Here is a 20,837-nt window from a genome sequence, read left to right as displayed (position 1 = left end):
AAGAGAAGGAAAAATCGTAATACGGTCGGTCATTGGCAAATAGTAATTCGCCTCAATTTGATATTGATTTGACCCCAAATATTTCTGCTTTCTCCCTATGATGTAGGGTGCGCACTGCGCACCTTACACATCTGGAATCACCCATAACCTGATGATTACCGCTTCAATTTCAACTACAAATACTTCTGCAATAGCAAACCCATTTTCTCTTTAGTTGCGGCAGACACTCGATCCAGCCGAGTCAGAATTGCATATTTCAAAGCTGAATGGGACTCGGAAACGGGGGGATTTTCTGTTAACCTCCGGACTGTTTCTTGAATGGCTTTTTGGGCATTTGCTGCATTGCGGTGCAAGTTTGCAACTACCATTTCTACTGTTACGCTGTCGTGATCCTCATGCCAGCAGTCATAATCGGTGACTAATGCTAAAGTTGCGTAGGCAATTTCTGCTTCTCTGGCTAATTTTGCTTCTGGCAAATTTGTCATCCCGATGATTGTCGCCCCCCAACTGCGGTAAAGGTGGGATTCTGCTTTTGTGGAAAATGCGGGGCCTTCCATGCAGACGTAAGTGCCGCCCCGGTGCAGGGTAACGTCGGGGAGGTTCAAGGATTCGATCGCACTTGCCAAGACTTTAGCCAATTCGCGGCAAACCGGATCGCCGAATGCGATGTGAGCAACAATTCCTTCTCCAAAAAAGGTAGAAACTCGATTTTTTGTACGATCGATAAACTGATCCGGCACTACCATATCTAAAGGTTTCGCCTCTGCTTTCAGGGAACCAACCGCCGACGCTGAGATTAAATACTCAACTCCCAAACTCTTCATGGCATAAATATTTGCCCGGTAAGGCACTTCTGAGGGCAAAAAAGTGTGGTTGCGGCCGTGTCTAGCCAGAAATGCTACGGGCGTACCGTCCAAAGTTCCCAGAATTGCGGCATCCGATGGCGATCCAAAAGGTGTATCAATTTTTACCTCTTCAATATCCTTGAGGGCCTCCATTTTATACAAACCGCTGCCGCCGATAATTCCGATCTTTGCTTGTGCCATTTTTACTTTCTGCCTGAGTTTTACAAGTGATTCTATCGGGCCATCGTTAAGTTGGGGTAAAGATAATTGAAGATTTCGTGACAACAGTCACCGAACATACACTATATTGTCACAATAAGTATGTGATATAAATCACAATATAACTTCACGAAATCTTTAAAAATAAAGGTACACAGTTCTGTTACGTACTTATAACGTGTTAAGGCCATGACAGTCAGCTCTGCTAATGTCCCCAAAATCTCGATCGAGGCGATCGTCGAGCGCATCTTTGCTTTTCGCCAAATTACCCCCCTTGACAGACGGCTGCTGAAGTCAGCAATGCTAGCCCAGAAAGGTCTTAACGAGAAAGACCAGTCTCACATCCACCGAGTGTGTCAGGGCATCCAAAACGGATTGATTTTAGTTGTAGAATAAATTGACCGCACTATCTCTTGCTAGCTCAAGAAGCTGTTTTAAAAGTTGTGTTTTAGTCTGTATCTGCTGGAACTGAGTTCGGGCAGTGTTTTACTATTTTTCGGGGCGCGCGAGACTTCACAAATAATATTATTTACATCTTATCGATCAAAATTCAACAGCCAAAAGCCTGTATAAGTCATGCCACTATCATCGGGCTGCACTAACAAAAAATGTAATCCTTTACTTAATTGCTTGCGCTGTTGGTAAATTTGGGCCGCTGCTTTCACCTCGCTATCTTCAAAAGTAGCCACAACCCACCTATCTACTAACCCAGCTTCTAATATCAATCCGTCAGGTTCTCCAGGGATATAATTCAAAGCCAAAGGTTTGGCATCCTGAAGCCATTTAGCCAACCGCATAGACTGGCGTCCGCCGTCAATCACAACTCCCGGTACGGGTACTGTTGAGGCCAAGCCCAAATTCAGCGGTAACAGCAATTCTGGCATTTCCAAAATTGGCAGGGGACGCCCTTGGAAAGCATCTTCAATGTCGCCGGCGGGTAGGGAAGCAAAACGCCAGCCATCGCCCCAGAGGTTTTCGGGTAAGGGTACGGGCGGCGGCGAGTCGAGGGCGATCGGGCTGTAAGTTTCACCTGTATAATTAGGCATACTCGAATATTCTTTTGCGCGTTGTTGCAGCAACACTTTCAGAGCCGCAGTGCGCCGAGTCGCTTCTACCTTGACACCCAAAACTTTGCCCGCAGCTTCGATTAAGCCCAGAGACTGAGGTCTAAATACTTGAATCAAGTCGGGCAAATTTTGGGTTTGAGCTTGCTGCTGCAACTGCGAGGCTAGCCAATTAGAATTTGCGGCCCCCTGGCGGCAAACAGCGCTAAATTGAAAACTGCCTTCCGAGTCGCAAAGTAAGAGTTCCCACAGTGGTTTGCCAGTTTCGTCTTGGAGAGGGCGGCGGTAAAAATCGGCTTGCCAAATACGCATAAATAATTAAAAATTAAAATCTACAACTCGATCATTTTAATATAGCCTGGGGGCACTGCGATACGATACCGATCTCGCGAGAAAAAACTTCGAGCGATATATTCTAAGTTCATAGTTTAGTTTGATTTTAATATAGCCTTTCTCCTCATAAAGATGGAGTAGGCCGAAACCCTGTGTTGGCAAGCTTTTTAAGTTAAATTGTCTACATAATCTACCCAACAACCGCTATATCTAACACCAGTAAAAAAAAAGGCAACTGTAGGCCCGCGAGCCCAACCATGATAGTTATCAGTCATTCCCACTTCTAAAATCTAAAATCTAAAATCTAAAATCTAAAATCGTATAATGGCTCGGTTAGCCATCCTCTTTTAGCAATTAGCCATTCCCAAATTTATTTAAGATAATGAACCAAATACATATCCAAGTTGCCTTTATTTTTAGCCGGAATTTTTCCGCGGTATTCGCATTCAAAAAAATCTCTAACTAATTCAAACGTTGCCTGAGAGATATTGATACTTCCAGGTACGCCGGAAGATTCCATCCGAGATGCAGTATTAACTGTATCTCCCCAGACATCATAGGAAAACTTTTTATTGCCAATTACTCCAGCAAGTATTGGGCCTGAATGAATGCCAATCCGGATATCCCAATAAGCAATATTTTGTTGAGCTTTATGCATTTTTCGCAAATCCATGAACTGTCGAATTTCTATGGCAGCAAGTACAGCATCAAAGGCGTGTGTTGGGCGAGGCTTAGGAATTCCCGCCGCACACATATAGCTGTCGCCAATAGTCTTCAATTTTTCCATAGAGTATTTATCCATCACGCGATCGAAATAAGAAAAACAATAGTCTAGTTCGTCAACTAACTCTCGCGGCGTCATTTTTTCAGATAACTGAGTAAAGCCTTTAAAGTCAGTAAATAAAACCGATACGCAATCATAATAAAGTGGTTCTACTTTGCCGTTATTTTTAAGTTCCTCGGCAATTTCAACCGGGAGCACGTTCAACAGTAGCTGGTCAGATTTGTGCTTTTCGGCATCGAGCTCGGCATACAGGCTATTTATCTCTTTAAAGCGTTCAGCATTGCGGATGGCTGAGGATAGTTGCAAAGCCAAAAGATAGCCAATCCGCAAGTCTTCTTGAGTGTAAGCTCCCGGCGTGGTTGTGGCAAAATTAATTGTCCCTAAAACCTTACCTTCGCTTTCCAAGGGAAGGATAATTTGCGAAGCGTAGGGGGATAAAATAGCAGTAGCACCCGCTTCTAGAATTAATTGAGGTTGACGTGTGGTGAAAGCCTTCTTAATAGGGCCGCCCTCTGTCAGGACTGAAAAATCTACAGGGATATGCGGGCCAAATAAGGTCATGCAAGCGTTAGTGCTGTGCAGGCAAACGCTACAGTGTTCAAAGTCGAGCAGCCATTTGGCTTGCTTGCCTACTACTCGTAAAATCTGGTTGAGATCGAGGGTGCGGTTAATGGCAGTGGCAATTTCGTTGACGGCGGAAATGCGGATGGAAAGCGCTTGAGCTTCTGCTAACAAACGGCGGGCTGTCAACAGAAGTTCTTCTCGCTCTAGATCTTCTAGCCGCTCGCCCATAATATGGGTATAAAATATAGATTACAAAGCATCTATTTCGAGGGCTATTGAATCAGTATATCGGTTGACAAAGCTAAACAAGTCTGCTGTCGCAATTATCTCAAATATTTCTGAATCATCTAGCCCTAAATCCCGCAGGTTTTGGTAATCACTTTCTGTCATTTCCAGGGGTTTTGTAGCAGCCCGCAAGCCAAAGGAAATTACGGCTTTATCACGTTTTGGCAAAGGGCAATTGGCAAAGTCAGAAACTAGGGTTCGCAGGATTTCTTCGCTCATCCCCAACGCTGACAATCCGTGCAGGTGAACTTGGAGAGCGTACTCGCTATTATTTGATTGGGAAATAGCGACGCCGACCATTTCTTTAAGCGTGCGGGGTAAGTCTCCTTGCAGGATTGTTCCCCGGAATTTTTTCCAATTTGCTTCTAATAGGTCAGGGTTGATTGCCATTGACTTGAACAGGTTGGGGACGATGCCAAACCCCAATTCTGTCAAGATTTCTTCGTACACTCCTTTGGCTTTAGGATCTGTAAGTTGCTCGTATTCTGTAAGGGGAAAGTGTGTCATTGTTGTGTTAAATTTTACGGTTGTTAATTTTGGTTGGAATTTACGTATTTGTTATGTAACACCACTCAAAGGGCGAGGTTACGAGCTATTTTGGCTTTAGTCGGATTGATGATGAAATGCACCGCTGTCAGCGAACGGCGAATCATGAAAATGAGCGAGCAACAAATCTGATTCTTGAGGCTGGATTGAAGCTGCAATTATAGCAGAAACCGGAGCCAATAAAATTCTGTTGCGCTCGGGGCGTACTGCTCATCTTAGATTCTCCTAATGGCTGCTGTCAAGTATGGGCAATTCATCGGGCGCGGCGGCGTGAAATCTTACCAAAACTCTTCAATTAGATAGTGCTGTTCCGTTCGCTAATTTTTAGGCAAAAAACACTGTTCGATCGCTCGATAGGGCTCCACAAATGCCCAGAATCTTACGATCCGGTGCGCGTACAGGGGAAAAAATAAAATGCTGTCCGATCGAGTTTATTGAATTATTGACAACTCCCCGTCCTCTTATGAGCGGGGATTCTTGGTTCATTGGGACTACTCACGTAGCTTGCCCTCCCCAAAATTCACTGCGATTTGCCCAACCGCTGTATATCCACGCTGCAAAACTACTTGCGCGGCTGCAACATCTCGATTCGTTTCATAGCCGCACTCAGGACATCTATGCACCCGTTCGGATAGTTCTTTTTTGCCTGTATGGGTTTGACATAAGGGGCAGGTTTGACTTGTTCCGTTTGGGTTTACAGACGCGAAGTATCCACCTCGCTTAAAGCAAACATGACCCAAGATATTCAGGAACTGACCAAACCCTGCATCAAGCGTGTGTTTGCTCATCATTCCGGCTGACATTGCTTTGAGGTTCAAATCCTCAGCAAATAATGTTTGGGCTGCGTTGCATAAATGATGAGCGGTCTTAAAATGAAAATCTTTGCGACTGTTCGAGATGTATTCGTAGTGCTTGGCTATTCGGTGATGAAGTTGACGGGACTTCCTAGAGCCTTTTTTCTTGTGCGACCGTTGACGTTGCAGCGATTTCAGCTTGCGTTGTCCATCCACAAAGAATCGAGGTCTATCAATCAATTCACCATCAGAAGTTGCCAAAAAATGTCCTAACCCTAAATCAATCCCTAATCCATGCCCTGAAGGTGAGGCTTGAGGCACTTCGACATCACATTGCAAAGTGAGCATAGCATAGTAGCCAGAAGCCCTTTTAATAACGCGAATTTGTTTAACCTCAAACCCTTGAGGGATTGGACGCGACAGGTGCATTTTTACTAACCCAATCTTGGGTAGGTTGACCCAATCGGTACCATCAAACTGTTTAACGGATTCTAGATTCAATTGAGGAAACACAAATGAGCGCATCCGTTTTTTGAATCTAGGAAAACCGTGTCCTCGTTCCCACATCGCCACAAACGCTGCCTCTAGTTGGCGCAACGCCTGCTGCAAGACATGGGTGTGAGGCAATTTCAAGTCAGGAATTAACTTCTTTGCGAATGCTAATGATTTGCATTGGCGGGCAAAGGTTGGACGCGGTGCATCAGCAGGGATCATGTATTCCTGCTTAATGCTGCACGAATTGATATCACACTTACGAGAATTAACCCAATCTTTTCGTTCTCGCAATGCAAAGTTGTAGACCTTGCGGCAAATATTGAGCCACAGGTCGAAAGTCTGGCGTTGCGTATCGGTAGGAATGAGCTTGTACTCGTAGGTTAGATTTAACACACAACCATTGTAGAGTACACCTGAATAAATGCGGTGCTGTTTATTCAAAAACCTCTCGGAGAGATTCCGAACCGAAAGTCCCCTAGAAGGGGGAGGCTTGTATCCCATTTTTTTAGTCAGACGCTCGATCGACAACCGATGCCCCAGACAAGCTACGCTAACGCCTGCGACAGGAGTTATTATGGGTAAACTGTAAACTTCTATCATTGTCGCTGCATTTGCTATGAACCCTGCCCTGACTCAATTTGGCGCTCAGATGTCCCACCTCACGGGAGTTCGGGCAATTATGAAAGATATTATTGAAACACTCAGAGCCGGCAGCGGGCAGGAGTTTATCAATTTGAGCGCCGGAAATCCGGTGATTTTGCCGGAAGTCGAGCAGTTGTGGCGCGACTGCACTGCGGAACTTTTGGCGGGCCCGGAATACGGTGAGGTGGTTTGTCGCTACGGTTCCAGTCAAGGTTATCAGCCGTTTATCGATGCGGTTTTGGCGGATTTCAACCAGCGTTACGGATTGAATTTGACCGATCGCAATATCCTAATTACTCCGGGAAGTCAATCGATTTACTTCTACGCAGCCAACGCTTTCGGCGGCTACACCGCCCCCCCCCCTGACCAAGGGGGGGGAACGGCCAATCAATCCCCCCCTTACCAAGGGGGGGCTAGGGGGGGTAGCCTTAAAAATATCGTCCTACCGTTGAGCCCAGACTACACGGGTTACGGCGGCGTTAGCTTGATTCCCGAAGCGGTAGTCGCCTGCAAACCCACCCTCGATATTGATGCGGGTGCTCACAGGTTCAAATACCGCCCGGATTTCAGCCAACTGTCGATCGACCAAACCACCGGTTGCGTCATTTTTTCCCGTCCCTGCAACCCCACCGGCAACGTTCTCACCGACGACGAAGTTAAGAAAATTGCCGATTTAGCGGCCGCTTTCGACGTGCCGGTGTTGGTTGATTCCGCCTACGGCCCTCCCTTCCCGTCTTTGAATTTTACCGAAATGACGCCGATTTTTGGGGGCAATATCGTGCACTGTATGAGTTTGTCGAAAGCCGGATTGCCGGGTGAAAGAATCGGAATTGCGATCGGCGATGAAAAAATCATTCAAATATTAGAATCTTTTCAGACCAATATGTGCATTCATTCGCCGAGATACGGACAGGCGATCGCAACTCGGGCCATTGCTTCCGGCGCTCTTGCGGATATTTCCATCAATGTAATTCGGCCGTACTATCAAAGCAAATTTGCGATCGTAGAAAGCACCCTTGAACAAGCAATGCCGAAGGATTTGCCGTGGTTTTTGCACCGGGGCGAAGGAGCAATTTTCGCGTGGCTGTGGCTGAAAGATTTGCCAATGACTGATTGGGAACTGTATCAAGAGTTGAAGAAAGTCGGCGTAATTGTCGTGCCTGGAAGTTCTTTCTTTCCAGGTTTGCGGGAAGATTGGCAGCACAAGCACGAGTGTTTGCGCATCAGTTTGACTGCGACAAATGATGAGATTGAAACTGCTATGAAACGCTTGGCTCTAATGGTAGAAAAGCTTTATCAGTCTTGATTTATTATATCGATTCCGGCTGCACCGTCGCTGCTTGTTGACTGTTGAGTGTTGACTGTAGAAGGAGGGGTCAAAAAAATGAAAATGGCGCGAATTATTTGTTGGCCTCGGGGTTCGACTTTACGCCCGACTTTCTGGGCGCGGATTTGATATCATTCCGGCCTGACTGCCGGAATTGATATTATACCAAATCCGCCCAAATCCACCTTGCGGATATCTTTGTTGAGATTGACGAGAGTTTATGGCTGTCTATTAGGTCAGTTTAGAGCGTAACGGATTTTTCGGATAGGCTCTAAAAGTCCTTGCAGAGGGATCGAGATCCTTTCTCAACTGCTGTGTTAGTTTTCAGATAATCTTGCACCAACTTGCAACCATAAGTCAGTGCATCTAGGTGGAGAATTCGCTGCAAATTCCAAAGAACGAGCGTGTTGTCATCACCCCCTGAAGCTAGAAAACTACCGTCGGGGCTGATAGCAATTTGCCTAATCGCAGCGGTATGTCCTCTAAGGGTCGTTATTTCCGTACCATCAAGCTTCCAGAGTTTGACAGTAGCATCTACGCTACCAGAAGCAAGTATTTTTCCATTGGGACTAAACGCAACTCCCCAAATCGCAGCACTGTGACCTTTGAAAGTTTTCAGCAACTTCCCATCCAGTGTCCACAGGTTAACAGCATTGTCACCACTTCCAGAAGCTACCATTTTACTGTCAGCGCTAAAAGCAACCCTCCATACTGCTGCACTGTGTCCTACAAGAGTTCTGAACAATCTGCCCCTTCGGAGTTTGCCAGTCGCCTGCTGCGGGAAACCCTCCCGCAGCGCTGGCTCACCGTCAAGCGTCCACAGCTTAACGGTACTGTCGCCACTGGCTGAAGCAATGAATCGACCGTCTGGACTAAATACAACTTGCCACACTTCTGCTTGATGTCCTTTGAGGATCTGCGGTGCAGGGCGTGAGCGCTGCCATATCTGAACAATCTTTTTAACAGTTGCGATCGCCAGCGTTTGACCATCAGGACTTATTAGCGCTTCGATGATTTTGCTGTCAGGAACTTTGTAAGTAGCAACATTGGTACCGTCTGGCTTCTTGAGTTTTACCGTATCATTGTTAATTTTAAGAGCAATTAATTTATCATCTCCACTGAATGAAACTTGGGAGATTGAGCCTCCAGATTCAGTCCAAGTTTTGAGTAATTTGCCTTCGCGACTCCAAAATTTCGCGGCATTTTCGTGGCTAGCTGTGGCTAGGGTCGAACTGTCGGAGGTGATAGCGATTGACCAAACCCCGGACTGATGGACAATGATAGACTTTTGGAATGGGTTTTCACTCTGCCAGAGTCTGACAACGCTTTCCGCGCCTGCCGAAGCAATAAAGCTGCCGTCGGGGCTAAAAGTCACTCCCCAAATTGACGCTGTGTGTCCTTTAAGTGTCCTCAGTTCTGTACCATCAATGTTCCAAAGTTTAATTGTTTTGTCGAGACTAGCGGAGCCAATAGTCTGACCATCGGGACTAAAGGCAATTTTCCAAATCCCAGCACTGTGTCCTTGAAGAGTTTGATACTGGCGGTAGCTCCCATCTATGCTATTTCGGTGCCAAAGTTTGACAGTTTTATCATCACTTGATGAAGCAATAGTCTTACCATCAGGGCTGAAAGCTATTCCTAAAACCCAACTAGTGTGACCTTGGAGAGTTTGTACTAACTTGGGGTTTTGCCAGCCTGTAGCATTTCGTTTCCAGAGTTTGACTGTTTTGTCTATACTTGTGGCAGCAATAAGCTGACCGTCGGGACTAAAGGCTACTCCATTAAATCCATCTAGGTAACCTTGAAACCTATTGATTTTTGTGCCGTCGGGCTTCCAGACTATCACCGTTTTGTCCCAACTGGCAGAGGCAAGGAACTGACCATCGGGACTAAAAGCTACTCCCCAGACTAAAGCCGTGTGACCTTTTAAAGTTCTTAGCAACTGACCATTTCGGTTCCACAGTTTAATAGTGCCATCTTCACCCCCTGAGGCGAGTGTTTGACCATCAGGGCTAAAATGTACTATCCTAACTGCTCCCTTATGACCTTTGAGAGTTGCAACTAGTGTGCCATCACGTCGCCAAAGCTTGATTGTGCGATCTAGACTTGCTGAGGCAATTAGAGAACTGTCAGGACTGACATCTACAGCTAGAACAGCTGCTGTATGACCCCCAAAACGGTTGTACTCATCTGCTCCATAAACTGCTTGTTGCAGTGCATTTTCTACTTGAGGTGCAAGATTTGTATTTGATTTACCTAATTTTTGCAGTCTTTTTTTTGCTTTGATTGCTTCTACAAGTGCATCCAATCTGCCATTTGAGGCAAACAATCCAACAGAAGAAGATACAAGCGCTCGAATTTCGCTGTTTTTGGCTTGAGTTTCACTTTGGCGAGTCTGGTGATACAAAATGAAAGTTCCTATTCCCAAACTACTAGAAACGAGCAACCCAATACTTACTGCAACTAATAGATATCTCTGTAATAAAGCCGTTCTTTTCTCTTGTACCAGTCGTGCTTCTACCTCTTTGGCCCGTGCTGCTTCCAATGCCATTTGCACTTCTCGGCGATCGCATTCAACACTTGCGGCTAAAAAGTGATAATCCAAATCGCTCAGACTCTTGCCCACTACCCAATTTTGAGTATCTTTTAAAGCTTGTCCTCGCAACAGACGCGATTCATCTTTGTAACCCGATGCTACCCAAGCGTTAAATGTTTGCGAGTAGGGACGGAGATTATCTAGTTGTCTTAACACCCATTGAGCATTAAAAACATTCCGATAGATAGGATTTTTAATTTTGAGAGATCCGTTGTGTCTCTCAACTAAACCGGACAACAAAAGTTGTGTCTGTTCTCGACTATCATCAGTTAGAACAGAATGAAGAGGCACAGGGGCACAGGGGCACAGGGACACAGGGAAAAACTCTTCTCCTGTGCTCCCCGGATCCCCGGCCTCTTCTGCTTGCAACACCTGTTGATAAATACCCAACAACCGCCCTGCCTGTTGTTCGTCGAATAGGATACGATCGCGAATAGTACGCAAATGTTCGGGTTCGTCTTGTGACTGCCAATTTTGAATAATCTGCGATCGTACTAATTGCTCTACCCACAAGGCTTCTGTACCTGCAGGTAGGGTAATCATTCCTGCAGTAGTTTCAAAGGCAACTTCAGTAATCAAATCACAGAGTTTTTGTGTCAGAAACGGTTGTCCACCTGTCCAATAAATAACCTCTTGCAGTATTGCTTGTGGTTGACTGACTACTTCTTCTAATCCTAGAAGCAAGGGCGTGGCTTCATGCAGTCCAAAGCCCTGTAACTCAATTGCTTTACCAAGGTTAAAGGGCGTGCGGCGTTTATCAGCAATCAAGTCGGAGGGACTAGCTACACCAAATAGTGCAAATCCCAAGCGTTCAAAATTTGAGTTATGTGGCCGTAGGTTATAGCACTGACGAATCCAAGCAAAAAAGTCGTTAATTGGGAAACTTAAACTCAGCAGGCTATCAATTTCATCAATAAAAATAAAAATGCGTTTAACTTTGCCGTTTCGTAAAAAATCGCTCTTGAAATTTGGTAGTAAGAAATTTTCAAAAAATAGGTGTAGTTTTTGCACATAGGAAATACCTGCTTGCATTTCCCACCAACGCTGAAACTCAATTTGTGACGCTAGTTTTAAACTATATAATAAGCTGATAATAATGCCTTTGTACCATTGTTCTGGTGTAATATCTTCAATACCCAAGCGAGTCATATCTAAGTAAACACAGCTATGCCCTTCTTCCTTAAGACGATAACTTGTGCGTTGTAGTAACGATGACTTGCCCATCTGACGAGAGTTGAATACATAACAGAAATTGCCAGCTTTCAAGCTGGCATAAAGTTGTTCATCTGCCTGACGGGTAACGTATGTGGGGTCGTCACTGCCGAGACTACCCCCTACTTGATATCTCATATTTAAGTGTGATTATCAAATACCTACAGTAACATAATGATTAGCAATTTGTAGATAAATTATTAAAAGTAAATATTGCTATTTAGCAGTACAGCTTGATGTAGTACAGCGTATTTTAGGTAACTACCGTATTTCAGGTAACTGTGGCACACCATTTTTATAGACAGTGTGGTCTTATGGTAGTAAAAAGCAAGTTATTCATATTAGTAGCGTAAGTAATAGCCAAATAATCAATTTTAAAGACAAGCCAGACTACAAACTATTGGGAGACATTAAGCATACTTTCAAAGCATAAAGATTGGATGTAGAAACACCTAAACAACCGCTAATTATCTCAAAATTGCAAGAACGATACAACGAAATTTACTAGCATAAAAATCCTATTAATGACACTCCACTGAATCTCATACAAATTATTAAATGTATAAATGAACATTTAGATGAAGGTATTTTAATTGCTGACATTGGCTACTATCGCCACCACGCAGTCCTATTCAGCCGTACAGAGCGAACAAAGCAATTCTTTACTGACGCAGGTTTAGCCTGTTTTGGTAGTGGACTGCCATCTGCCGCTGCCGCCCAATTGATTTATCCAAATAAAAAAGTATTTTTGTTGTGCGGTGATGGGGGTTTTCATTCCGGAAGCAGCGATTTAGAAACCTTAGCTAGGCATCAACTTCCAATTATTATAATTTTAATCAAAAATTCATTATTTGGATTAATTGAACTGTATCAAAAAAAAGGTACTCAAGGAAAGTCCGATCGCCAAGAAATTCTTAGCTTTACAAACGTAGATTTTGTCAAGCTAGCTAAGCTAACAATTGTGTGGGAGTGAGAGCAGACAAAGTTGATGAAATAGCTGATGCAATTCGCAATCACAACAGGAAGCAACCTCTTTAAATTGAAGTGCTGCTTACCTACTGCTCAGATGCTAAATTAACGCCACCGTATTAACTCATAGAAATTAGCACAGAACTTGCTCACAATGGACTGGCAATCTTGCGTTGATTGACAAAAGTTTTCTGTAAAGCTGGCTGTTGCTCTATCAAACAATTGTCGATAGCTGTTTTGCAAAATAGGTACGGTAAAGTTCGCAGCGCGGTAAGACGCGATCGCCTTCTAAGCGAATTAATCCCAAACTTTCAAGCTTGTAAGCCTCAATAGAATTAAGAGAAATACCCTGATTTGCTGCCAGAACTTCAGTATAAGTCTTTGCGAGTCTAGGATTTTCTTGCAGTTTAATTAACTGTCGCCATAAATGATAGCGGTAGATGCCACCATTGGTGAGCGCATTTTGTATCAGTTCTTGCAGGGTCATTTCTTGAGAGCAAAGATAGTACAAACTAATCTGAATCAGTGCAGGATGTCCTCCTACTAGCGACATCAGTTGGGCAAAATCCTTAGCTTCAAATGAGTTTAAGCCATACCGCATAGCTAAATCTTCTACTTGTGCTTGAGTAAATTCGTTCAGACGAATTGGTAGACCAATATTAAAAGGCGAGAAGTTAATATCCATAGAGATGTACTCTTCCGTAGAGTAAACTATTACTAACCTCAGCTTTAGCCAGTTGGGATTGTGTCGTGCTTCCTCACACCACGACCGCAACAAAGCAAAAAAGTCTTTACAAATGTGAGGATATTCAAAAAAACGGTCAATTTCCGTCAACACCAAAACCACTGGACTTTGGCAATGACTGAGTAAATAGTTTTGTAAATAGAAGCTGCTACTCAAGTTATAGCCAATTTCTTCATTCCATTTTTCCTTGAAGTTGGGTTCAATACCTAATTCTGTGGCAATTTGCCAGCAAAGACGACGCAACAGTTTGTTTAAATCAGTTAGACACTCACTATCAAATTGGTAGCAATTCAGATTCACAGTCTGATACCCTTGCTTCTCTGCAAAGGCACAAAGCCGCAACACAAGAGAACTTTTACCCATCTGTTTTGGAGCCTTAATCCGAATCACGCAACCACTTTGAGTTACTTCTCGATAAACCTTTCTCTCTAGTGGAGGACGTTCAATATAAAAGGGAGAATTTAGAGGTACGGGGCCATCCGGGTATAACCAATGCTTTTTTATCTGTTCAGTTTGTTCGTGATGTTCTTCGACAAATGAGGTAAATTCTGAAGGTTGAGATGAATCTTCTGTATTTGAACCAACCGACAAAAACTCAGATGTTTCAGCCTCATTTGCTTCATTAAGGATAGTGTAGTCTTCGCTGTGTAATTCCAGCTTAAAGGCGCTAAAGCAGAGTTTTACAGTTTTTTGGTCTACACGTTCACTTAAAGACCATAATCTACTCAGAGTTTTAGTGGAAACATCAATGCGCGAGCTTAGTTTTTCTAGACTTAAGTGTTTGCCTTTATTTTCTGCTATCTCTACAGAAAGAATTGCTGACTGTAACCGTTTAAGTCCTATGGAAGTTAGTATAACTCCTCGTTTGCGTTTAGTTTTACTCACATCTTAAACCAGTACAAATGCTCTAGTTGCCAAAGAGGGGTATTTAATGAGAAAAGGGCGTGAAACCAAAAGCTAGCAAGAACAATGAAAAAAATTCTTGCCCACCCACCCCTTGGGGTGGTGATACTACAGCTTTGCCCAAGGGCTCTTATTATACTCTGTTGGGGTTGATGCCGCGTGGCTATCCACGGGATAGCTTGCAAGTGTTACTGAGGCTGTTTTTGCAAGCCCAAGGACATCAAGAGGGGGGAAAGGGTAGCTTCGCTGCAACGAGCGGCCATACGGTGGCTGAAACGTTACCTAGCTGGTCATTTCAGAAAAATTTCTCACCAAATTTCCGCCAGAACGGAAACGCGCATTCAATAGACCTCTTGCAAAAATAACTAGGACGGGCTCTTCGGCCCATCCCACAAGAGTTATTTTTTCTTGTGGGACGGGCCGAAGAGCCCGTCCTATAAATTTATGAAAAGGACTTTTGCAAGAGGTCTAATCAAGTGCAGGATTGTGGCTAAGATGCAAGTGACAAAAGAGTTTTTCTGTCATGCCTCTTGTTTGCCCCAATAGTTGCGCCAATGCTCTTACCCTAACTGACGAAGCTGAGATATCGCGCGGTTGTTGGGGTACGGCGCGATATCTCAACTGGTTGAGGGTCGTAAACTATTTAGCTGACCAGACGGGAATCCCCACACTATATCGCTTCGATTAGTGTGGGATGAAAGGCGTGTGAGGTGAGGATTCCACCCGTTGACCAATTCAATATACAGTTTTGAACCGTGAATGGGTGGATGACAAGACGAACAACCTCTTTATTTAATAAATTAATTTTACTGTTCAATATAATTATTCAATTGCTTGACAATGTATAGGATTTTTTGGTATTTTCGTAAAAATAAATGCGTAAAGGTCGTAACGCAATGAAAACAACATATCAGTATCAGTTTGATCCCGACATCAAGCAAAAGCTAACTCTTAACCATTGGCTAAGGATTTGCCGTTACTGGTATAATCGCCAGCTAGGCGATCGTTTTGATTGGTGGGAAATGAACCGCACTACTGTTAATGCTTGTCCGTTGATTGTTAGTATCTCTGCGCCTAGGGAAAAACCAAACTACTACTCACAAAAACAACAATTGCCGATTATTAAAAAGGATTTGGTAAAAGTCTTTCATAGTGGTGAGCTACTAGATTTTAAACAGGTAGACTCAACCATCTTGCAAGATGTTTCTAAGCGAGTAGATAAAGCCTTTGAACGGTTTATCGCTGGGGACAGCAAGGGTGGGCGATCGGGTAAACCCCGATTCAAGACTGAAGCGGATTATCGCACAATGACTTTTTCGACGGCTAACAGTGATTGGATTAAACTGGTTCGCAAGAATTGGATGTATGTTCGATTGCCAAAGTTAGGTGTCGTAAAAGTTCGGATGCACCGCAGGGTCCCTGATGGATTTACCATCAAGCAAGCTAGTGTTACTAGGAAGGTTGATGGTTGGTTTATTCAGTTAATGCTTGAAGATGCTTCTGTTCCCGAATTCACTTTTGACAAGGTTAACCCTACATGGGATAACTCAGTGGGTTTGGATGCAGTGCTGCACGAAGATGTTTATTTGGCAACGTCTTCAGGTGAAAAGCTACCCTCGTTAAAACCACTTCGCAAAAATCAAGCTAAGTTAGACCGTATTTCGAGAAAGCGGAACAAGCGGAAACGAGGCAAAGCAGCTAGGCGCTTCTTAGCCAAAAAAGAAGCTAAACAGCACCAAAAAATAGCTCGTTCTCGTCAAGATTTCCACTATAAGACGGCTCACAAGCTTGTGAGGTCAGGCGCTAAGTTCTATTTTCACGAAGACTTAAATCTCAAGAGCTTAACAAAACGGAATAAAGTTAAGCAAGATGATGAGGGGACTTACCTACCGAACGGTCAATCAGCCTTTGCAGGACTAAATAAGTCTTGGTTGGATGCTGCATTTGGTCAATTCTTTAAGACGCTGGAATACATAGCCGAAAAAGCTGGATCAGTCGTCGTTTCGCAAAAACCTGCATACACCTCAATGCTTCTGTGCTATCGGAATGAAATTGTTTTCGCAGATTGTAATATTCGAGAATATTGGGATGAACAACATTCTTTAATGGTCGATCGTGATATAAATGCCGCGATTAACTTGAAGAAACTGGGGTTGGACATTTTCCCCAGTATAAAACGCCGTAACGGGAATCTTTCTGTAGTAGGAACTATGGATGACAGTACCGTGAAGGAAATTTTGCATACCCTTCATCGGGCTGCAAGAAGCCCACATCATACTGTACTCAGTTGATGTGGGAGATGTCACTCTGTACAAACGATCGCCACAAGTTAAGCTTGATGGCTTGCATAAAAGTTGTTTTTATTTCTTGATTCTACCTGAACTATAGCGTTTCCTAGAAAAGTGCCTGAAAATTGCCTTTATTTGTGTGCATGGATGTAGTCCACAAAGTAAAATCTAGGACTAAGCCAGAATCTCAGCCAAGCGTAAGCTCCTAGACCTAGTAGTGCTATCACAATTAAGGGTAAACCCACATAAAGTCGCAATTCATCGGGAAGGAGAGCAACAGCGCAAACAGTAATCACAAAGTAGACTAAAAGCAATGCCTGCAAGCGTTGCACGACCAAAAGTGCTTTTCGACAGCTACTACAATGTTGGGTGTGTTGTTTGTAGCGATCGAGCATTTGTTGGCGATCGTTATTGATATTCCGTGTCGGTGGAACATTGATTCCAACTTCGCTCCAGGGTAGTTGTCCGTGACAATAGCGATCGAACCAATTCCTAAACTCAATTATTAAACGGTCTGCACTTGTAGGTAACTGATAGGCAGTTTTCCAGCTTTCGGTAGATTTTACTTGTTGGAGAAAATACTCTTGCTGCTGTAGAAGAACCATATCTCCATCAAGAACAACATTGCGATTGGTGATGTGATCCCACCAACGGGGTTTGAGACGATAGAGAGTTTGACCAAAGTTACGGGCAAATAGAGCGACAATTCTAGACTTCCCAGGAGACACAGGTATACAGTAGGTGATTAATCCCAACTGTTTGCCGTCACCGCCAAAACTGACCGCATACTCCAAGCGACAAGGTGGTTCAAAAGTGATTTTTCTTTGAAAAGGTCCACCTATTACCCCTTCAATCAAATTGGGTGTTGATTGCACAATTTTGAACGCAATCGGTCTTCCTTGTTTGCGATCGCCCTGCACGCCGTGATGAGAAAAAGGAACATGACTCGGATCTGCCACATTTTCCACAAGGGTTTCCCAGTCATATTCTAAATCTCGTACAAAAGAAGACCAAACAAAGCCTTTAGTTGCATCTATTTGCGGTGATAAAGGTAAGGGTGTATTTGCAGCTTGTTCCCTTGATTTTGCATCTGGCCAAATCCAGAGTAAATCATGTTCCTGACGAACTGGTAGTGCTACAGCACACAGATTTTCTTTATTCTTACTCACAAGTTCTGGATTTTCCGCTTGGGGAATATGAGTACAAATTCCCTGTTCATCAAATTGCCAACCGTGATAGCTACACATTAAATTCCCTGTTTCGTCATCAATGCGCCCCTCACTTAGGGGCGCAAGGCGGTGGGGACAACGATCTAAAAACACTTGGAAAGTTTCAGATGATTTGGGTTTCCAGATAACTAAACGCAGTCCCAAAAGTGTTACTGAAGTTGGTTGCTTGGGATCTAAGTCTTCGACTGGTATCATAGGATACCAATGCTCAAAAAAATTGAATTCTGGTTTCATTTGACCAAAAATTTGGGTGGCGGGGGTAGGGAAAGAAAAAGACCTCCAAGTTCCCTTGGGGTACCCTGCGCGATCGCACAAGAAATGGAGGTGTCCTTATATTTTACCCCACACCACCAGGAAATTCATAGCAGCTTGCACTCTATGTTGGTGTAGGGTGTGGGAACCCCACACCCTCTAAATCAACCTGCTGGGGATTTTGGGGTTCTGCTAAATTAAGCTAAAACCTCAGTCTGTAGTAGCGCTTTGCGTAATGCCGTTACTGCTTCTTCGGTCTCTACCAATCGGTTGAGAGCAAGTGCAATATCATCTTCAACTTTCAGCAGTTTAGCTGCTTTTTTTACAGCTTTTTGCTCTTCAGTTGAGTAATCCTCATCGGCACGAGCCATTTGAATTGCATGATACAACAATGACCTTGATTTTGACCAAGTAGAAACATCTACTGAAACCTTAGCCAGCAGGGCTTCTAAATCTGCGTTTTTGTACTCAAAGGTTTTGTATTTTTCTATTACTTCTTCAGGAGCCCCAGCCATGCGTTGATGATTTACTAACCAGTTAAGTTCGGCTTCTGAAACCTCTCCGTCTGCTCCAGCAATAGCAAGCAGTGCATATCCATAGTTAAGATATGCTTCAGTAGGAACCTCGGAAATACCTAAGTTCTTTTTCAAGAATTCTGAAGCAGGTAGTACTTCTTGAATATTGCTCATACATTACCTCTTGTTTTTTTGATGATTCACTATTTAGTATACACGATTTATAGAAAAAAATATTGCCCCAATACGCTTGGGCCCGAGCCCGATCCCCCTAGCCCCCCTTCTTAAGGGGGGGACAAGAACTTACTCTTGCGTCCCCCGACTATCAGGGGGATGCTGCAAGGGATCTCGCCCGGAATAAACAGTTTTAACCCAAGCGTATTGAATATTGCCCAGGTTTCTACTTACTGTTTACCTATTAAATTCTTTCTATAATTGCTGATGTACTGCTATTGGTTAAGAGCTTCTCAAGGCCAGAGCGAAAATGTAAGGACAGTTAAGACAGTTAAGCAAAAAAAATTAGAAGTATAGTTAAGACAGTTATTACTAGATTTTCACAACATAGAGAGTATCACTGGTAAAACTTCCTGGAGTTTACCCCGGAAGTCATACACTAGCTGCTCGAAGGTCAAGGGAAGGGATACTCACGCTCAAGGTGACCCGTGCTAGCGGTCAACACCTCTTTAGTTAGGGGACAGCCTTTAAGTCCTAGAGTGATTAGAGTGGTCCACAGATGTCCTTAAACCTGTTAGATTTAAGCTTGCTTCTGCTCCATGTACTTTAGGAACTCCTCTAAGCTCAGCCGTCTATCTTGATCTGTGTCGCCACTCATCAACGATTCCAATAAGCCTGTATGCTGACCACCCGCCATTAGGATCTCTGGTACAATTACAAAACCATCTTGGTCGATATCAGCCCTCTTAAAGATTTGTTCCAGTTCTTCTCTTGGTATCGACATCTGACAACTCCTATCAATTATCAAGTTTACGAATTGATCTTACCTTACCGAGAAAGTAAGTAAAAGGACATTTAGGACAGATAGCAAGACAGTTAAACAGAAACCTAAAACTTAAGGTAGGAGGTTTCTGTTAGAATGCCTTTCTAGAACCCTAGAATTCATAAAGAGCCTTTTCTTTTTCTTGAGGGATTAAGACTCCTAGGGGTTCTTTCGGAGAGCGGGTCATTTTCTGGCTCGGACAAGCCGAGTTGAGTTTTTCTTTTGCGATTTAAGAGTTATTGGCTATAACCATGCCACTTGATCTACTACGATGCTTGTGTTACCCAAAAAAACCTTTGATAGAACAACACTCAATCGCCCTAGACTAACTACAGTGTAAGACTGTTAATATCAATGGCAATCTTGTCCGGGTTGTTCTTTCCCCAGGCAATTGTGGCATCGTATTGTTCTTTTTCATTGCTGAAATTCAAAGCATTAAAACCTTCTACTTCTGGCTTACAATAATAAATATTGTCTGCCAAATCGCCGTCAGAATTGTAATCTTTGATGTCTTTAAGGAACTCATTTGTCCAGGTGTCCATAATCAATAAAGGATCCATAGCGGGTTCTGGTTCTTCAACTTCTTCAAGGGCACCGCTACGCTTGGCTACACTGATTCGTTGCAAAGCCTCTGCTTCGGTCTTGGCAAAATTGGGAGAAATGAAGTAAATCTTATCAAACTTTTCACCATAGGCCTCGAAAAACTCTTGATAATCAGAGAAAACCATACCATCGCCAACTCCCCCATCGACAAAATTGGCAGCTATATTGGCACTGTTCTTAATACGGAGAACGAAAGGGAGATTGAGAGGGGGGATGGGATTGCCTTGGTAGTAAAGTTCTTGCTCAGGGAAAGTCTGTGGAATAGCAGTGGAACACATTAACGAAGAAACCAATCTAAGCTCAAGCTGGTGTTCCTTAATGTTTTGAGCAATCGCCAATTCGTCAGTTTGACTTGGCAGTACGCTGGCAACTTTTGCAATATTCGTAAGCCAATAGGTTTTAGTTTTTAATTTCAAGCCCTCGAAGTATACATTTGTTGCAAGAATTGCGCTATCAAACGGCAAATCTTTGATCAGGTTGTAACCTACTTGCTCGGTGATATCTCTTAAAAGATCACGCAGCGGAGAGGTGTCGAAAGGTTTTTCTCCTGTGTCATTTGTGACAAGTTAAGAAAAAGTGCAAATTGTCAAGGGGGTAGACAAAAAAAGGTAAAATAGGATGAAACCTTTA

Annotated in this window: 16 protein-coding genes; 5 read left to right on the top strand and 11 right to left on the bottom strand. The window is 43.6% G+C overall.

Translation table 11 applies throughout. The features are described from left to right. Positions 1 to 173: 173 nt before the first annotated feature. Entirely contained in the window at positions 174 to 1,046 is an 873-nt protein-coding gene (locus tag QUB61_RS02995; RefSeq protein ID WP_333123413.1) for an S-methyl-5'-thioadenosine phosphorylase, read from the bottom strand. 207 nt (positions 1,047 to 1,253) lie between these two features. Between QUB61_RS02995 and QUB61_RS02990 the strand changes: the two genes are divergently transcribed. Beyond that, positions 1,254 to 1,460, top strand: a complete 207-nt coding sequence (locus QUB61_RS02990; protein WP_333123411.1) for a hypothetical protein — start codon at positions 1,254 to 1,256, stop codon at positions 1,458 to 1,460. 140 nt (positions 1,461 to 1,600) lie between these two features. Here QUB61_RS02990 and QUB61_RS02985 read toward each other — a convergent pair whose 3' ends face one another. From QUB61_RS02985 to QUB61_RS02970, 4 genes are all read right to left on the bottom strand, one after another. Beyond that, a complete protein-coding gene (locus tag QUB61_RS02985) occupies positions 1,601 to 2,440 on the bottom strand; it encodes a Tab2/Atab2 family RNA-binding protein (RefSeq protein ID WP_333123408.1) in 840 nt (279 codons plus the stop codon). A 391-nt stretch (positions 2,441 to 2,831) separates the two neighbouring features. Then, the gene (locus tag QUB61_RS02980) at positions 2,832 to 4,037 is read right to left on the bottom strand and encodes an adenylate/guanylate cyclase domain-containing protein (RefSeq protein ID WP_333123406.1); all 1,206 of its coding nucleotides are present in this window, start codon (positions 4,035 to 4,037) and stop codon (positions 2,832 to 2,834) included. A gap of 21 nt (positions 4,038 to 4,058) precedes the next feature. Beyond that, positions 4,059 to 4,601, bottom strand: a complete 543-nt coding sequence (locus QUB61_RS02975; RefSeq protein WP_333123402.1) for a peroxidase-related enzyme — start codon at positions 4,599 to 4,601, stop codon at positions 4,059 to 4,061. Positions 4,602 to 5,131: 530 nt separating this feature from the next. After that, positions 5,132 to 6,322: a transposase gene (locus QUB61_RS02970; RefSeq protein WP_333123648.1), complete on the bottom strand. Its 1,191-nt coding sequence runs from the start codon at positions 6,320 to 6,322 to the stop codon at positions 5,132 to 5,134. A 223-nt stretch (positions 6,323 to 6,545) separates the two neighbouring features. Here QUB61_RS02970 and QUB61_RS02965 point away from each other — a divergent pair, with 223 nt between their 5' ends. Further along, positions 6,546 to 7,877: a valine--pyruvate transaminase gene (locus QUB61_RS02965; protein WP_333123399.1), complete on the top strand. Its 1,332-nt coding sequence runs from the start codon at positions 6,546 to 6,548 to the stop codon at positions 7,875 to 7,877. Positions 7,878 to 8,169: 292 nt separating this feature from the next. On the opposite strand, the gene QUB61_RS02960 is transcribed toward QUB61_RS02965, so the two are convergent. Then, positions 8,170 to 11,844 carry a WD40 domain-containing protein gene (locus QUB61_RS02960; protein ID WP_333123396.1) on the bottom strand — a complete coding sequence of 1,225 codons (3,675 nt, stop codon included), beginning with the start codon at positions 11,842 to 11,844 and terminating at the stop codon, positions 8,170 to 8,172. A gap of 382 nt (positions 11,845 to 12,226) precedes the next feature. Between QUB61_RS02960 and QUB61_RS02955 the strand changes: the two genes are divergently transcribed. Then, entirely contained in the window at positions 12,227 to 12,679 is a 453-nt protein-coding gene (locus tag QUB61_RS02955; protein WP_333123646.1) for a thiamine pyrophosphate-dependent enzyme, read from the top strand. Positions 12,680 to 12,889: 210 nt separating this feature from the next. Here QUB61_RS02955 and QUB61_RS02950 read toward each other — a convergent pair whose 3' ends face one another. Next, positions 12,890 to 14,305 (bottom strand): AAA-like domain-containing protein, encoded by a 1,416-nt coding sequence (locus tag QUB61_RS02950; protein WP_333123393.1) that lies wholly within the window; start codon positions 14,303 to 14,305, stop codon positions 12,890 to 12,892. Between the two features lie 59 nt (positions 14,306 to 14,364). Here QUB61_RS02950 and QUB61_RS02945 point away from each other — a divergent pair, with 59 nt between their 5' ends. Beyond that, positions 14,365 to 14,688 carry a hypothetical protein gene (locus QUB61_RS02945; RefSeq protein WP_333123392.1) on the top strand — a complete coding sequence of 108 codons (324 nt, stop codon included), beginning with the start codon at positions 14,365 to 14,367 and terminating at the stop codon, positions 14,686 to 14,688. Positions 14,689 to 15,219: 531 nt separating this feature from the next. After that, positions 15,220 to 16,614: a transposase gene (locus QUB61_RS02940; RefSeq protein ID WP_333123390.1), complete on the top strand. Its 1,395-nt coding sequence runs from the start codon at positions 15,220 to 15,222 to the stop codon at positions 16,612 to 16,614. A gap of 128 nt (positions 16,615 to 16,742) precedes the next feature. Here the strand turns inward: QUB61_RS02940 and QUB61_RS02935 are convergent, their stop codons facing one another. The 4 genes from QUB61_RS02935 to QUB61_RS02920 all read right to left on the bottom strand — a co-directional run bounded on the left by QUB61_RS02935 (position 16,743) and on the right by QUB61_RS02920 (position 20,671). Beyond that, positions 16,743 to 18,074 carry a Rieske 2Fe-2S domain-containing protein gene (locus tag QUB61_RS02935; RefSeq protein WP_333123385.1) on the bottom strand — a complete coding sequence of 444 codons (1,332 nt, stop codon included), beginning with the start codon at positions 18,072 to 18,074 and terminating at the stop codon, positions 16,743 to 16,745. 215 nt (positions 18,075 to 18,289) lie between these two features. Beyond that, the gene (locus tag QUB61_RS02930; RefSeq protein ID WP_333123382.1) at positions 18,290 to 18,781 is read right to left on the bottom strand and encodes a TerB family tellurite resistance protein; all 492 of its coding nucleotides are present in this window, start codon (positions 18,779 to 18,781) and stop codon (positions 18,290 to 18,292) included. Positions 18,782 to 19,361: 580 nt separating this feature from the next. After that, positions 19,362 to 19,565: a hypothetical protein gene (locus QUB61_RS02925; protein ID WP_333123379.1), complete on the bottom strand. Its 204-nt coding sequence runs from the start codon at positions 19,563 to 19,565 to the stop codon at positions 19,362 to 19,364. Between the two features lie 368 nt (positions 19,566 to 19,933). Next, positions 19,934 to 20,671 carry a hypothetical protein gene (locus tag QUB61_RS02920; protein WP_333189806.1) on the bottom strand — a complete coding sequence of 246 codons (738 nt, stop codon included), beginning with the start codon at positions 20,669 to 20,671 and terminating at the stop codon, positions 19,934 to 19,936. Positions 20,672 to 20,837 lie beyond the last annotated feature (166 nt).

Source organism: Microcoleus sp. C2D2 (genome assembly GCF_036702495.1).
GTDB lineage: Bacteria > Cyanobacteriota > Cyanobacteriia > Cyanobacteriales > Microcoleaceae > Microcoleus.
Note: the sequence above shows the minus strand (reverse complement) of the source record. Positions and strands in the feature narration are given on the sequence as shown.

Excerpts from the sequence above, each read along its gene's own strand:
- QUB61_RS02995 (WP_333123413.1), bottom strand. The coding sequence starts at position 1,046 with ATGGCACAAGCAAAGATCGGAATTATCGGCGGCAGCGGTTTGTATAAA.
- QUB61_RS02990 (WP_333123411.1), top strand. The coding sequence starts at position 1,254 with ATGACAGTCAGCTCTGCTAATGTCCCCAAAATCTCGATCGAGGCGATC.
- QUB61_RS02985 (WP_333123408.1), bottom strand. The coding sequence starts at position 2,440 with ATGCGTATTTGGCAAGCCGATTTTTACCGCCGCCCTCTCCAAGACGAA.
- QUB61_RS02980 (WP_333123406.1), bottom strand. The coding sequence starts at position 4,037 with ATGGGCGAGCGGCTAGAAGATCTAGAGCGAGAAGAACTTCTGTTGACA.
- QUB61_RS02975 (WP_333123402.1), bottom strand. The coding sequence starts at position 4,601 with ATGACACACTTTCCCCTTACAGAATACGAGCAACTTACAGATCCTAAA.
- QUB61_RS02965 (WP_333123399.1), top strand. The coding sequence starts at position 6,546 with ATGAACCCTGCCCTGACTCAATTTGGCGCTCAGATGTCCCACCTCACG.
- QUB61_RS02960 (WP_333123396.1), bottom strand. The coding sequence starts at position 11,844 with ATGAGATATCAAGTAGGGGGTAGTCTCGGCAGTGACGACCCCACATAC.
- QUB61_RS02940 (WP_333123390.1), top strand. The coding sequence starts at position 15,220 with ATGAAAACAACATATCAGTATCAGTTTGATCCCGACATCAAGCAAAAG.
- QUB61_RS02935 (WP_333123385.1), bottom strand. The coding sequence starts at position 18,074 with ATGAAACCAGAATTCAATTTTTTTGAGCATTGGTATCCTATGATACCA.
- QUB61_RS02930 (WP_333123382.1), bottom strand. The coding sequence starts at position 18,781 with ATGAGCAATATTCAAGAAGTACTACCTGCTTCAGAATTCTTGAAAAAG.
- QUB61_RS02925 (WP_333123379.1), bottom strand. The coding sequence starts at position 19,565 with ATGTCGATACCAAGAGAAGAACTGGAACAAATCTTTAAGAGGGCTGAT.